The organism is Lysinibacillus sp. NPDC056185 (assembly GCF_047737915.1).
Taxonomy (GTDB): domain Bacteria; phylum Bacillota; class Bacilli; order Bacillales_A; family Planococcaceae; genus Lysinibacillus.
Map to the genome: position 1 here is coordinate 72,720 of NZ_JBLLLQ010000007.1, position 14,754 is coordinate 87,473.

Here is a 14,754-nt window from a genome sequence, read left to right on the forward strand (position 1 = left end):
CTTTTTGAAATTACATGCCCTTTATGTCCCGAATATCCGGAAATACCATCCCTTTACGTCCACCTTGAATTTCAACAAAATACACAATATATAGTTACAAAAGCACCAAACGCACTCGTTTTTACATACATATTGTGTATTTCAACAAATTTGATAGAGTCTTATCTATCTTATCTTACCATTCGCACACGAAAGGATTTACGCTAAATATGTATTGATATGCCGATATTGTACGCTAATACCGAAGGTGTCCGAGAAGTTGTATCAACTTCCTTAAACACTTGCGTCCTCATTTTGCAAAGAACGCAAAATAAGTCCGCGTCTATCTATTACAATGATATTATTACAATCGCAAGATATCATCAATAATGTAATATCAGATATGGAGCGCTAGCGACATAGAGGATTTGCGCAGCAAAGACTCGTAATATCTTTTATCTTCTTAAACGTTAGATACGGTTCTAATAGAAAAACGGCTACTCTGCAAAGTAACCGTCTCCAATCGCAGTTGGCGCTACGATTATGATACTAGTCGCTTGTTGGCGCAAGCTCTAGCGAATATTTGCCGATTCTGTTGGCGCAGGATCAGCGTTATCTATGACTCTACTAGTTGGCGCGAGTGAGTATTTAACTTTTCATATATTAAGATGGATGTCTAATTCGGAATGTCGTTAATTACATCATTACATATATAAACAAAGCTATTGCGATAGAAAACGCTGTTGTACCGTAGTACCATACTCTGAGTTCACCGTCCTCGCCTTCTTCACCGAAAAAATATGCGTCTACTTGCTTTGCTGTATTGGCGGCTGCTTTCGTTAGTAACTTAATGTACGCCTTCTTATATTCACGCTCAAACGACTGTACTGACGCTTTACGCGCAACTCCTCGTTTCATGCTGGAATACCCCCAATCACTAACTCCTGACCATCAACTATCAAGGCGCGATAGAAGTCTGAACAAACTACATGCATATGATCGAAAATCGGAATTGTTTTAAGTGCTGTATTTGATAAACGTATTACAATCGTTCTCCATGCGCCTTTCTCTGTGGATACAGCTTCGTAGTTATTTAAGTAGTCACTACTATCTGCGATAACAATTTCCGTAGCTTGAACGGCTACTTTTTTCGTATACTCCGCTATTGTGCGCTTGCACTTACGGATAGTGTCGTCGATCATTTCCTGTACGTATAACGGAACTGGTGTCGTAGGAACTGTGTAATCCCACCTGCAGTTGCGCCGCTTTACAAACACTTGATAAGACGTTGAGAATACGCCTTCTTTTTCAAACGATACAATTTGATACTCCACTGACCAAACTTCATTGTCTGTTAACCATTTGCCTTCGTCTAACGTCGTAAACATTTCACATTCCGCCTCTCTTAGTGTTATTTTGGTACGCTTTTAAGTACCACTTCTGTTATCATTATATGGTACGCTATTGCGTAACGTCAAGTATATTTTAGGAGGAATTTTAAATGGCTAAGCAAGTTGTTGTAAAAATTGATTACTTAATTAAAGAGTACAAGGTCGGATCATTGAGAAAGTTAGCGGAGAAGTGCGATATAAGACACGCAGCACTAAGCGAATTAAATAATGGTAAGAGGAGAAATATCAATTTTGGACATATCGAGAGGATCGCTGAGACTTTGGGGATTGATGATATAACGGAGATCATTGATTTTGTAGAAGTAGACGAAGAAAAAGACGACGGCCAATAACTGCTATCGTCATATTTTTCTGAAATAATAGGAGGAGTTACTATGTTGGAACACGAAAGTTATTCATTTAGTCGTTTATTTTTAAATCGCAATCTTGAATTCTTTTTTATTCAAGGAGTAAATGATTCGGATAATTTTGATGAATATTGGGATGGAAGAACTATAGAAGTAATAGGATACGCTGTGATTTACATTGATTTTGAAACAAATGAACAAAAAAATTTCATATATTTAATTGATAATGATAAATACGATAATGCAGTTAAATATACAAAGAAATTTATTGAACAAATGACCTTATCTGACAAACTTTCTGATAGAGAAAACTTTAAAATTATAAAAACGAAAATAAATGGCAGGGTAGTTTCGGAACCATATAAAGATTTTATAAAGGCTATTGTGAAAAATGAAATTCCTGAGTTTGTTTTAGACTTGTAAAATAAAACCGAGTGGACAACGCAACGTCTACTCGGTCTTTTTCTTTTTCTTCTTTCGTTTAGGAGTCGTAGGTAAGTTATATTTCTCCGTTTGCTCACGGACTTTCTCTGCTAATTCCTTTAACTTTTCTTGGTTATACATCAAACACATGCACCGTCCTTCCCGTGTGTTAAAAGATATTCAATCCTAGTAAAAGATATGTAAAGCGTGCTGCACTCTATGCTCCAATAACCAAAAACATCAATATTTACCGTATATTTACGCTTGACAACGGTACCCGATTTTTCAACAGAATGGCTGATGAAATTAGGAAATCGGAGAAAGTTGTTACCTTATATCTAAAACTCAAAAAAGAGTAATAGACATAAAGTAACTACGCGATTATTCAACGTCATGGAGATTTATTGAGGTTGCTCGTCGCCTTGTTTCGTAGAGAACTTTCGTTCTGCGTTACCTCACGTAATTACTGTCCTACGTGTGCGGACCGTCCTTAATTGGTTAGCTTTTGCTAACTGCTTGTCCGCTTGGCCGCGCTTACCCGTGCCATAACACGCCAGTAAACCACCGTACCGTTAAATTGGGCGTACTCCCCGATTCATCCCAACGGAAACAAGAAACCGCTTTGACAGGGATATATCCGATTTTTTGCAACGGTTCGGCAACCTTTCCAGGTTAGAGTGTTATTGGGCAACCACTTGTGACTTCACTAAAAAGGGTGCACTTAACAGACCTCGGACTTGAACATTTTTTTACAAAATGCTAAAGTAAGGTTATAAATACACTATGGCGTCAGAAACTTTAGTGTAATCGTATTAAGTTAGAAGTCGTTAGTGTTGTCGCACTAGCGGCTTTTTTCTTTTTTATAAATAATCGCGTAATGATTCCGCGACAAATTCTTTTTCCAAGTCGAGATAGACAGTCGTCGTCTCCAACGATTTATGTCCGAGCGCCTTCGATATTAATGCAACATTAGCGCCTTGATTTAATAAGTTAGTCGCAAATGCTCGTCTTAACGCGTGTGCATTGACGTTCTTTAAGCCGAACTCTCTTGCATACTTCGTTAATGACTTCGAAATAGCATTACTGGACGACTGGCTATTATTAATACCTTGTCCATTAGCGGATAAGAAAACGTAAGTATTGCGAGTATTGTATTTGCGGCGAATATGCTTGTTTTTCTCGATTAGTACTTTCAACATTTCCGCCAACTTATCGTCTATCGGTAGCTTTAAAGTATCGCGATTTTTAAGAACAGCACCGTCCATATCAATCGTATTAGTTGTAAAGTCGATATGACGTTCACGCAATTCTCCAATCGTTGTAATACGTAGCCCCGCTTTATACATTAGTAAAATCGCAACTGAATCACGGAAACCAACGTAAGTGCTGCGGTCAATAAGCGATAGCAATACTTCAACGTCACTCTCTTTTGATGCACCTTTAATCGTCTTATCAACTTTAATTTGAATCTTCGACCAAAAACGAATCTCAATCCAACGATTATCGAAGAAACGATTAAGGATCGCTTTCAACGATTTCAAGCGAACTAGCTTCGTTGCATTTGATACGTCGATTTCGTTCAAGTAATCGTAAATCATATCTGCATCAATATCCTCGACGTATCGAACGCTTGTCACCTTGATAAATTCGTTCCATGCAAACTCATAGCTTTCGATTGTCCGCGGTCTGTTACCGCTGATTTCCATTTGACGAAAGACCGTCTTTAACGCTTGTAGCACCGACAATGAATCGCGCCTATCCTCGACGCGCTTAAAATCAATATCGAATGATTCTTCGATAGCAAATGCTCCATGCTTTCTCGTACGTTTAACCACGCAAAAAAAACCTCCTAATCCGGTAAGATTAGAAGGTCGATTGTTGTCCGCTTGACTGTACGATTGTACAGTGTCAGACGCTATGTACGCCATTTGAACGTTGATAGAACGCTACAAATAACGATAATTAATTATGGAGACGGCGGGAGTCGAACCCGCGTCCAGAAACTCCAATACTTCAGCTTCTACGCGTGTAGTTTGCCTATTTACGATTCACGTAACATTATGCCGACAAACAGGCATCCTGTACGCTAACCTGGAAATCTCTTGTCGGTGACTCAGGTGGCACTCCATACAATATTTATATAGTTAAGGTGTATTACATTTAATTTAAACTTGGTTTTAAAAACCTTCTACAAGCCATTATACATTATTTTTCTAAAATAAAAAGAGAATCTTTTTACAGATTCCCTTAATTATTTTTACCCAATAGTTACTGGTGGCTTACGTGTTTTATATCATTCTAGTATGTTAATGAAATACTTGTCCAGTCAAAGTTTATTTTGTGTAATCCGTAGAAGGATGTTCTCCTAAAGAGAATTCTATAATTTCATTGATTTCTTCATCTGAAAGTTTATTATTAAAATCCTTGGTACGTTGTGTATTTCTAATACTTTCTCGGAAACTTTGAATTGTAGATAAATCTCTAATTGTTTCATCAACCAAATATTCCTTCAATGTTCTACCGTCTAATTCTGCTTCAAGAATATCTTTCTTATTCAATTGTCCTCTATTATTTGCCTTATTTATATATAATGGTGTTTGTTCACTTTTATTAACTTCTTGTCGTCTTAAACTAATAACTTTTTCCCAATATTTCTTTTCATCATAAAGATAAACACTTACAGTATATTTTTTAGGTATTAGAACTACAGGATAATCCAGTCCCTCTGGTCCTTTTACACTCGGTACAAATTCTTCGAAATTATCCCAAGTTTCATCAATGTGATTCCAATATTTTCGTTCTAACTTATAATCTCTTTTTATACCATGCTTATCACATTGACTAACTGTGAATTCAACTAACTTCTTCTTAATCAAGCTAGCTACTAAATCTGACATTTTATCACACCCAAAATCATCAATGAACACTTGGAAATCTTCAATACGCCCAATGACCCCATTTGTTAATAAACCATTTTCATGTATATAATTAAATATTTTATTTAGTCCTTCTTCACTATTACCAGTACCTTCGGGAAAGCCTTTAGTATATCCTAAAAATATTTCATTAGATTCTCCAGAATTCACTAAATTTTCTCTAGCTTGTTTTATATTTTTTGTTTCATACAAATCAAAAACTTTGTTAAAGAAACTAAGTATTATGCTATCACACTCTTCAGAAAAACCATCTGACTCTGCTTCAATTCTAGTAGGGTCAATAAATAACTCGTTATCAAAATCAACCCTAATATTAAGAAAATCAAAATCCTTTTGCAAATTTGAACCCAACTTGAATTTTTCAGAAAATCTCATAAAGTGCCCCCCTAATAACTTCCTAAATTTAATTATAGTACAATTTTCATATAAATCAAAACATTCGACACTTTAAAAATACAAAAATTTACATACTTCGTCGTTATTTGGATTTCATAAGACAATCAACACTTTTCTACAAATAAAAAAAGGACCTCGTAGGATACTTGTTTCTATTCCTTATTTTTCAAATAAAAAATTTCTTGTTCAAGGTTTTACGTTTTTCTCCAATAACTTCATTTCCTCAAATATCTTTTCTGATAGTTCTTTTTCTTTATCAGTAATAGTAATCCCCACTTAATCTTCTTCGCATGTGGGTTAATATTTTCTAAGCCAAAACGTTTTGAATACTTATTAAGCTGTTTAGAAATTGCACAGTTTGATGATTTTGATGTACTCATAGACAAGCCATTCTGTGTGATAAACACACTTTGATTGTTAATCTTGTAATGCTGACGTATCTTTTTATTTTGCTTAATCAGCAGTTGGAGCATTTCAGTTAATTCATCATCTAATGGCAGCTTTAAAAACTTGTGATTTTTTAATGTTGAACCATCTAAATTTAGGCACTGGTGTTCAAAGTCAATATGCCTTTCCTTCAACTCACAAAGTGTATGGATACGGATTCCAGTTCTGTACATCAGCAAAATAGCAGTAACGTCTCTAAATCCGATAAAGGTCGATTTATCTATGAAGTGAACCAGTTTGAGAATATCGCCTTCTTTAGCTGCTGCTTTTACCTCTGTATCAACCTTAATTTGAATCTTTAGCCAGAACTTATTTTTCAGCCAATCATTGAAATAGAATTTTCCTAACACGGCTTTAATGGTCTTTAAACGTATTTTCTTCGTTTGCTGTGAAACATCTAGACCTTCTAAATAGCTATAAATTGTATCAATCGTAATTTCTTCTACATAGAGAATCTTGTTAGCTTCACAAAATCCCCGAAAAATATAATCATAGCTATCAATAGTACGAGGTCTATTGCCAGCGATGTTCATTTGCTTAAATACTATTTCTAATGCGTAATCAATTGGTATCCAATGATTGTTACTAGCTTTAGGATTAACTTGACGTGCATTTCCCATCGAAAACACACCATGCTTTCTGCTTTTATCCAAACAAAAAAACCCCCTATTCATCGTGTGAATTAGAAGGTTTATAAACGCAAGTATTCAATTAAATGTACCCTTAAAAACGAAAAAAGTTAGGGAGTCTTTTTGAAAGTTTAACACCTTCATTAAGTTACCCTAACTCTTATAAACGTTGATTTAACAGCATTTCTACTGCTAAATACTATGTATGGAGACGGCGGGAGTCGAACCCGCGTCCAGAAACTCCAATACTTCAGCTTCTACGCGTGTAGTTTGCCTATTTACGATTCACGTAACATTATGCCGACAAACAGGCGTCTTGTACGCTAACCTGGAAATCTCTTGTCGGTGACTCAGGTGGCACCATCGACCGTATCCCACTAAAGTTGGGCCCCACGTTCTCTACATGGGCGATAGAGAGGCAGAGCGCTTACGAGCTTACGCTGCGAAAGCTAAGTTTTGTTGTTTGCCAGTTATTATATAACTTCCGTTGATGACGGAGCCGAGACCTCCGACGCGCGACCAAAGCTTGAACCATCCCTGTCGAATCCGTAACGTCCCCTTGAATATGAATCGAAGCAGTAGCCTCGTTCAAGCAAAGGAGCTAGAATTTCTTCTAGTACGGTGGGAGCTAAAAGTACGCTTCCATGTAATCTGGCATTCAATAATACTTATTATAAAGCAAATCTAGCTATAGTTCAAGTGTCCCGCAATGATAGAAAAAATTGGCTAGCTCACAATGATTTTCTTATTTCATAATATCTTTCTAATAGGGTAATTCATCTTGCTGTAGCATGATTTGTAGTGTCTTTTGACTTTGAAGCGAATCGTTTTGTTTGATGGTAGCAAACTAGCTTTTTTCGATTGCTGACATTATTACGTTCCTCGAAAATAAATGCTCACTATGTTCATAAACATAAATTTCCGTCCTATTGTGAGAATGTTGATTTCCTCCTATGTTTGCAGATAAGTTCTTTATTATATGTCCTTTAGAACTCGCCCTGAGAATTCTATCCGTCCAAATACAAAAAGCTCACCATCCAAAAATAGTGAGCTTACTAACAATCTATTAATCTTGATTTTTTGCTTTGAAGGCACGTTCCATGTCGCGTTTTGCCTCTTTTTTACGCATATCGTTGCGTTTGTCGTAATCCTTTTTACCTTTGCCGACGCCGATTAAGAGCTTGGCGTAGCCGTCTTTAATGTACATTTTTAATGGGACAATTGTGTAGCCGTCACGTTTTACGGCACCTACTAGCTCGCCGATTTGCTTTTTATGAAGCAGTAGCTTGCGGGCGCGCAGTGGGTCATGGTTAAAGCGGTTGCCTTGTTCGAATGAGCTGACATGCATATTGTTGATCCATGCTTCACCGCTGCGGATTTGTACATAGGATTCTTTTAGTTGAACCCTTCCTGCACGGATGGATTTAATTTCTGTGCCTGTGAGCACCATGCCCGCTTCAATTGTTTCTTCAATGAAGTAGTCGTGCCCGGCTTTCTTGTTTTGCGCTAATACTTTGCCAGTACCTTTTGCCATAATATTCACCCTCTACTTAAAGGATAGCAGGGTCAACCTGCTCTTATTGATAAAGTGAAAGCACCCGCTTTAAATTGCTTTAAAGCGCTAATTGGTGCCTTCACCTATACTTTTACGTTATTTACGTTTTGGTTTTTTCTTTTTGTTTTTCTTGGCGACGCCCTCGTAGAACTTTTGCTTTTGCTTCACGCCTTTTTTAGGGCCTGGGCTTGAGCCATCTTTACGGCGTCCTCGTGGATCACGGTCGTTTTCACGTCGCTCTCCTTGTCCGCCTCGTCCTTCTTCATTGCGACCACTGTGACTGCCACGTCCACCTCGTTGTTCTTCGTTGCGACCACCGCCACTGCCACGTCCGCCTCGTTGTTCTTCGTTGCGACCACCGCGATTGCCACGTCCGCCTCGCTCTTCCCCGTTGCGGCCACCTTTGCGGCCATTACGACCATCTTTGTTGTCGCTATAGTTTTTGCGTGCGTGAATAACGGTAGGTGCTGCTTTTCGTGTTCGTCCATAAGACGTTACCATTCCGACGATTTCAAAGTCAATCGATGACTCCTCAATAATAACATTTGCTACACGGACTGTAACTTCATCACCAATACGGAATTGACGATTTGTACGTTCGCCAATCATGATCATTTGACGATCATCAAAGCGGTAGTAGTCATCTGTCATATTGCTAATATGGACAAGTCCTTCAATCGTGTTTGGTAGCTCCACGAAAATCCCGAAGTTTGTAATGGATGAAACAATTCCTTCAAACTCTTCACCAATTTTATCGGACATATATTGTGCTTTTTTCAGTGCATCTGTATCGCGTTCTGCATCGACAGCACGGCGTTCACGTTCTGACGTATGGTCAGCAATTTCATCCATCGCCATACTCCACTGCGCAACTGTTTCTTTTGATGTATCTTTATTAATTAAATACGTTCGAATTAAACGATGGACGATTAAGTCCGGATAACGTCGAATCGGTGACGTAAAGTGTGTATAGAAATCCGTTGATAAACCAAAGTGACCTATGCTTTCAGGATAATATTTTGCCTGTTGCATCGAGCGTAGAAGCATCGTTGAAATAACAGGCTCCTCTGGCATGCCTTCAATAGCTTTTATTACATCCTGTAAAGCTTTCGGATGGACTGTGTTTCCTGTACCTTTGATTAAAATACCGAAGTTCGTGACAAATTCAAAGAAGCGTTGCAGCTTTTCTGGCTTTGGATCTTCGTGAATACGGTAAAGGAACGGTACATTCATCCAATGGAAATGCTCGGCTACCGTTTCATTGGCAGCTAGCATGAAATCTTCAATTAATTTTTCTGCTACTGTACGTTCACGTAATTCAATATCTACTGGCCAGCCATCTTCGTCCACGATCACTTTAGATTCTTTAAAGTCAAAGTCAATTGCACCACGCATTTCACGTTTAGTACGTAAAATGTTAGACAGCTCAGCCATATGTTTAAACATTGGTACTAGTGGCTCATAGCGGGCAATTAGCTCTGCGTCCTGCTCCTCTAAAATTTTGTAAACGTCTCTATATGTCATACGCTCAGTTGTTTTAATAACACTTTGGAAAATTTCATGTGAAATCACATTACCATTTGCATCGATAATCATTTCACAAGACAGTACTAGACGATCAACCTGTGGATTTAATGAACAGATTCCATTCGATAATCGATGTGGAATCATTGGAATAACGCGGTCTGTTAAATATACACTCGTCGCACGATCATAAGCTTCAACATCTATTACAGAGCCTTGTGTTACATAATAACTAACATCTGCAATATGTACGCCAAGTTTATAAGTACCGTCTACATTTTTCGTTACGGTTACAGCATCATCCAAATCCTTCGCATCAGCTCCATCGATTGTCACAATCGTTTCGTGGCGTAAATCACGGCGGCCCTCTAAATCTGCCTCTGTAATTTCATCTGGTACTCGTTGCGCGGCAGCAACCACTTCTTCAGGGAATTCAGGTGGAATGTCATGCTTATATAAAATAGATAAAATGTCCACACCTGGATCATTTTTGTGCCCTAAAATCTTAGTGATATAGCCTGTTGCTGATTTTAAATCCTCTGGCCAAGTAGCTACCTCAACGACAACCTTGTGTCCGTCGACAGCCCCTAGCGTATCTCCCTTAGCAATGAAAATATCCATCGGTAGTTTTTTATCATCTAAAACAACAAAACCAAAGCCTCGATTAGCTTGGAACGTCCCAACAAAGCTCGTTTGTCCACGCTCTACTACCTTTGTCACCGTACCTTCACGACGATCACCGAATGATTCCTTTAAAACACGTATTAAAACGATATCGCCGTTAATCGCACCATTTATTTCATGCGGTGGAATGAAAACATCATCCATCCCCTCGACATCAGGTGTCACAAAGCCAAAACCTTTCGCGTGTCCGATAAATTTACCTCGAAGTAAATTCATGCGCTCTGGCAGGCCATAACGATTGGAGCGAGAACGCACAACTAAGCCTTGCCCCTCCATACGTACTAACGTTTTCACTAATTCTTTAAATTCATCAGCATCTTTAAAACCAAATACATCCTCGATTTCGCCAACGGTTAATGGTTTATATTCTTCTTCACCGAAAAAGTCGAGTAAACGACTTTGTAGTGTATCTTTCTGGTCTTTCATAATTTCCCTCCTTCATGAGAAAATCCTAACTATATTTTTATTGTGCCCAATTTAGGCTTTCTAAAAAGCGATAAATATCTTCATGTAACTGATCTTTTTCTTGATCTAACGTAATAACATGTTTTGAGTTTTCATACCACTTGATCTGTTTTTCAAGTGACTCAGTTTGATTATATATAATGTTGGCAGATTCTGTCTCAATTACCTCATCATTTGTCGCCTGCACGACAAAAATTGGTGCATAAATCATGTCAATTTCTTGACGTGTCCGAGCAATAAACTCTCGCAACTCTTGTAAAGATGGCATGCCTTTTTCAGCAATTAACGCAACCTCAGCTTCAATTTGCTCCTCATCTTTACCTTGGAACTTTTTATAGTCCCTCGCATATTTAAGAACACCTTGAAACATAACATCTGTTGTACGCATCGTCATTGGAGCACACATTGTCACAATACCTTTCACCGGGTTATTCAGCGCAACATTTAAAGCCATCACACCACCCAATGACAAGCCAGCAACAGCAATCTCCTCATAGCCCGCTTCCTGCAACTGTTTGTACGCGGCTACGACATCCTGCCACCAATCAGCAGGACCCGTTGTAATAAGTTCCTCAGGTTCCACACCGTGACCTTTATAATGAGGTGCTAATGTAGTATACCCTTTTTTCTCTAAAAATCTACCAAGCATCCGCACATCCGCTGAGCTTCCCGTAAACCCATGCAATAATAAAACTGCCCTAGGTCCTGCCTGAAAGAAAAAAGGCTGTGATAACGATTTTTTCATTGCGAGCTCTCCTTCATCCAAATACATATACTATAACCATTATAGCCATACTGAAGCTTCCTCAAAAGTTTTGGTGATTGTTACATCTTTTATGAGATTTTATCGGTTAATTTGATGGTTTTTTTCAGCATTTTGATGGTCTTTCTGGCATTTTGGGATTCTATCCGTCGCTTTGAGGATTCTATCCACGATTTTGGCTCTTCTATCCACGTATTTGAGGATTCTATCCATCATTTTGGCTCTTCTTCCACACTTTAAGGACTCTATCCATCATTTTGGCTCTTCTTCCACGCTTTGAGAATCTATCCACCATTTTGGCTTTTCTATCCACGAATTCGGGGATTCTATCCATCATTTTGGCTCTTCTATCCACGTATTTGAGGATTCTATCCACCATTTTGGCTTTTCTTCCACACTTAGAGGATTCTATCCATCATTTTGGCTCTTCTTCCACGCTTTGAGGATCTATCCACCATTTTGGCTCTTCTATCCACGATTTTGAGGATTTCTATCCACGATTTTGAGGATTCTATCCACCATTTTGGCTCTTCTATCCACGAATTTGAGGATTCTATCCACCATTTTGGCTTTTCTTCCACACTTTGAGGATTCTATCCACCATTTTGGCTCTTCTATCCACGATTTTGATGGTTCTATCCACGATTTCGGCTCTTCTATCCACGACTTTGAGAATTCTATCCATCATTTTGCGATTCGCGAGTATTTGCTTCGCTTCCGCGAGTATTCGCCTTGCTTCCGCGAGTATTTCCCTTCCCCGCGCGGGTATTCGCTTCGCTTCCGCGAGTATTTCCCTGCCCCGCCCGCGGGTATTCACTTTACTAAACTAACTATGTATTGGCATCCAAATAATTAGTACCATAAAAGAAAACGCCCAACCAGTAAAGGTTAGGCGATATATCTTCAACTATTAGATTTTTGTAATAGCGAGTGCTAAAATAAAGAATAATATTGCTAACACAATTGTTACACGATGAAGGATTAAATCCATACCACGTGCTTTTTGCTTTCCAAATAGTTGTTCAGCTCCACCCGAGATGGCACCTGACAAGCCTGCACTTTTACTAGATTGAAGTAATACTACAACGATCAACGCTATTGATACGATAACTAATGAAACTAATACTACTGTATGCATTCACTGCACCTCCCGAACTTCGAACATCACAACGTAATATATTATAACAAAAAAAGGTTCTCTTGACAAACTGAGATTAATAAATACCCTCATTCTCCCTCTGTTAGTTAGTTTTTCTAAAAATCAGCATACCATCTTGCTATCACATTATCCTATAATAGTTAAAAGTATAGTCATCACTAAAATTTCAAAAAAATGCCATTCATATAAGTTGATTGGCGCGGAGGCTAGATTACTCCTTGGGGATTAGCGACATAAAAGAGACCCTACGGAATAGAGGCACGAAGGCTAAGAGCACACGTCCTGTGATAACGCCTTCGTAACTAACATCCTGCTGCTGCCGCTACGTTGCACTACGCTTTCGCACAGAAAACATTTGCTGCTGCCGCTACGTTGCACTACGCTTTCGCACAGACAAAACACCATGCTGCCCTTCGCTTTCGCACAAAAAAACATCTGTCGCCCTAAGCAGCTTATCGAACGTCGCCCCTAGGAAAGCTCTGAAATCAACCTCACGTTTTAGTGATGAGTTAAAAATTTAATTATAATCGGAGGAATTATGAAAAAGAGTATATTGCTGATTTTTTTACTTATTATTTTAAGCATGCTTAGCGCTTGCTCAGCTGCTATCAAGGCTGTCGAAGTATTATTACCAGAGAGGCCTGAATCCGAAGAAGAGACTTCTATAGACCTTAAGGAGCCTACTAGCAAAGCACAATCAGTTGAGTTTTCTGCGGAGGACCTTTTTTCAACGACATTATTTAAGAAAGATCCTGCTTTGCTTCAGTTTTCAAAAAAAGTTGATAAGCATATATCAAAATTTGATACAAACTTTACAATAGTTTATAAAGGAAAATTAGCTTGGGATACATTTGAAAGACAACTAAATGATATTTATAACATAATTAATTTCGTAAATCCTTATACAGCAGGATACGTCGAAAATTACAATTGGGAAGCATGGGAAATAGATAATGGTTATGAAGTAGAATTTGATTTTACATATTTAACAGATGCCAAGAAGGAAAAGAAAGTAGATGCTTATGTAGAGAATTTTGCAAATAAGTATATTACAAATGACATGGATGATTTTCATCGTGCTAAAGCCGTTAATGACTTTGTAGTACAACTAGCCACTTATTCTGGTGAAGATGCGTCAGAAGGTCAATCTGTTTATGAATTAGTCAGTAAAGAAACTGGTGTTTGCCAAGCTTATGCACTATTAGCCTACCGTTTATTTTTGGCGGCTGGTCTTGATGCTAAATATGTATATGGCTATAGCGATAATCAGCTTCATGCATGGAATTTAGTAAGTGTTAATGGTGATTGGTATCATGTTGATACGACTTGGAATGATGTTAATCCTGATGAACCATATGCTATTTCCTACGAATATTTTTTAGTGAATGACGAAAAACTAAGTGAAGATCATATATGGGCAAAAGATAACTATTTTGCGGCTACAAGCAATGCGTATGATTTTATGCATGATATGTGGTACGCAGATACTGTTGGCAATGTTATTTATTATAATAGCATGACCGATAGCATGTTATACGCCTATGATTTAGCAACAAAACAAAATAGACAAGTTACAGAAACATCCTGCTATTACCTGGCCGCTGCTGAAGATGCGATTTATTGCAGTGATTATGATAATGACGGCTTTTTAACAAAAATATTTATAAACGATGGCTCAGAAGAAGTGTTATTAGAGGAAGAGGTTCTAAACTTGTTCATTGATGATAAAGGGGTTTTGTTATACGAGACCATTGACGGTGAAAAACATTCACAAAATTTATAGCCATTTCAAGAATCTGCATGCTTCCATCATCAATGGATAGTACGCAGATTCTACTTTCACCTCTATTCTTTAGCTCATCACCAAACGTGGGGTAATCTCCATTCCGACTGGGTGCTTTACTGGGGTGGGCCACTATGTTGGTCACGAAGGCTTTATAACAAGGCGTGATGCTTTTAGCCTTCGTTCCCCCTATTTGCTCGCTCCAGGGTCTCTCATTTATGACGCTACGACCTGTCCCCACTCCAATATTTA

The 14,754-nt window shown here is 38.3% G+C and carries 14 protein-coding genes and 1 other RNA gene; 5 read left to right on the forward strand and 10 right to left on the reverse strand.

Features of this window, described 5'->3' with window-relative positions; all coding sequences use genetic code 11:
• Nucleotides 1-675: 675 nt before the first annotated feature.
• Both ACMZ42_RS09365 and ACMZ42_RS09370 read right to left on the reverse strand, forming a co-directional pair.
• Nucleotides 676-897: a hypothetical protein gene (locus ACMZ42_RS09365; protein ID WP_415731282.1), complete on the reverse strand. Its 222-nt coding sequence runs from the start codon at nucleotides 895-897 to the stop codon at nucleotides 676-678.
• Nucleotides 894-1,367 (reverse strand): hypothetical protein, encoded by a 474-nt coding sequence (locus tag ACMZ42_RS09370; RefSeq protein ID WP_415731283.1) that lies wholly within the window; start codon nucleotides 1,365-1,367, stop codon nucleotides 894-896. Before ACMZ42_RS09370 ends, ACMZ42_RS09365 begins: the two co-directional genes overlap by 4 nt.
• Nucleotides 1,368-1,480: 113 nt before the next feature.
• Between ACMZ42_RS09370 and ACMZ42_RS09375 the strand changes: the two genes are divergently transcribed.
• Together ACMZ42_RS09375 and ACMZ42_RS09380 are read left to right on the forward strand one after the other, a co-directional pair.
• Nucleotides 1,481-1,723, forward strand: coding sequence for a helix-turn-helix domain-containing protein (locus tag ACMZ42_RS09375; RefSeq protein WP_415731284.1), 243 nt, complete (start codon nucleotides 1,481-1,483; stop codon nucleotides 1,721-1,723).
• A 42-nt stretch (nucleotides 1,724-1,765) separates the two neighbouring features.
• Nucleotides 1,766-2,161, forward strand: a complete 396-nt coding sequence (locus tag ACMZ42_RS09380; RefSeq protein ID WP_415731285.1) for a hypothetical protein — start codon at nucleotides 1,766-1,768, stop codon at nucleotides 2,159-2,161.
• 860 nt (nucleotides 2,162-3,021) lie between these two features.
• Here the strand turns inward: ACMZ42_RS09380 and ACMZ42_RS09385 are convergent.
• The 7 genes from ACMZ42_RS09385 to ACMZ42_RS09415 all read right to left on the reverse strand — a co-directional run bounded on the left by ACMZ42_RS09385 (nucleotide 3,022) and on the right by ACMZ42_RS09415 (nucleotide 11,542).
• Nucleotides 3,022-3,996, reverse strand: a complete 975-nt coding sequence (locus tag ACMZ42_RS09385; RefSeq protein WP_415731286.1) for a tyrosine-type recombinase/integrase — start codon at nucleotides 3,994-3,996, stop codon at nucleotides 3,022-3,024.
• Between the two features lie 498 nt (nucleotides 3,997-4,494).
• On the reverse strand, nucleotides 4,495-5,472 hold the full coding sequence (locus ACMZ42_RS09390) for a hypothetical protein (protein ID WP_415731287.1): 978 nt from the start codon (nucleotides 5,470-5,472) through the stop codon (nucleotides 4,495-4,497).
• A 236-nt stretch (nucleotides 5,473-5,708) separates the two neighbouring features.
• Complete coding sequence (locus tag ACMZ42_RS09395; RefSeq protein WP_415731288.1) at nucleotides 5,709-6,593, reverse strand: tyrosine-type recombinase/integrase; 885 nt, start codon at nucleotides 6,591-6,593, stop codon at nucleotides 5,709-5,711.
• 179 nt (nucleotides 6,594-6,772) lie between these two features.
• Nucleotides 6,773-7,128: a transfer-messenger RNA gene (ssrA, locus tag ACMZ42_RS09400) on the reverse strand.
• A gap of 507 nt (nucleotides 7,129-7,635) precedes the next feature.
• Entirely contained in the window at nucleotides 7,636-8,103 is a 468-nt protein-coding gene (smpB, locus tag ACMZ42_RS09405) for an SsrA-binding protein SmpB (protein WP_049669013.1), read from the reverse strand.
• A gap of 117 nt (nucleotides 8,104-8,220) precedes the next feature.
• Nucleotides 8,221-10,758, reverse strand: coding sequence for a ribonuclease R (gene rnr, locus ACMZ42_RS09410; protein WP_415731290.1), 2,538 nt, complete (start codon nucleotides 10,756-10,758; stop codon nucleotides 8,221-8,223).
• 37 nt (nucleotides 10,759-10,795) lie between these two features.
• Nucleotides 10,796-11,542, reverse strand: a complete 747-nt coding sequence (locus ACMZ42_RS09415; RefSeq protein WP_415731291.1) for an alpha/beta hydrolase — start codon at nucleotides 11,540-11,542, stop codon at nucleotides 10,796-10,798.
• Nucleotides 11,543-11,674: 132 nt separating this feature from the next.
• Between ACMZ42_RS09415 and ACMZ42_RS09420 the strand changes: the two genes are divergently transcribed.
• Together ACMZ42_RS09420 and ACMZ42_RS09425 are read left to right on the forward strand one after the other, a co-directional pair.
• Nucleotides 11,675-11,800 (forward strand): hypothetical protein, encoded by a 126-nt coding sequence (locus ACMZ42_RS09420; RefSeq protein WP_415731293.1) that lies wholly within the window; start codon nucleotides 11,675-11,677, stop codon nucleotides 11,798-11,800.
• A gap of 325 nt (nucleotides 11,801-12,125) precedes the next feature.
• Entirely contained in the window at nucleotides 12,126-12,416 is a 291-nt protein-coding gene (locus ACMZ42_RS09425) for a hypothetical protein (RefSeq protein WP_415731294.1), read from the forward strand.
• 54 nt (nucleotides 12,417-12,470) lie between these two features.
• Here ACMZ42_RS09425 and secG read toward each other — a convergent pair whose 3' ends face one another.
• Nucleotides 12,471-12,698 carry a preprotein translocase subunit SecG gene (gene secG, locus ACMZ42_RS09430; RefSeq protein ID WP_053593102.1) on the reverse strand — a complete coding sequence of 76 codons (228 nt, stop codon included), beginning with the start codon at nucleotides 12,696-12,698 and terminating at the stop codon, nucleotides 12,471-12,473.
• 559 nt (nucleotides 12,699-13,257) lie between these two features.
• On the opposite strand from secG, the gene ACMZ42_RS09435 reads away from it, so the two are divergent.
• A complete protein-coding gene (locus ACMZ42_RS09435; protein ID WP_415731295.1) occupies nucleotides 13,258-14,502 on the forward strand; it encodes a transglutaminase domain-containing protein in 1,245 nt (414 codons plus the stop codon).
• Nucleotides 14,503-14,754 lie beyond the last annotated feature (252 nt).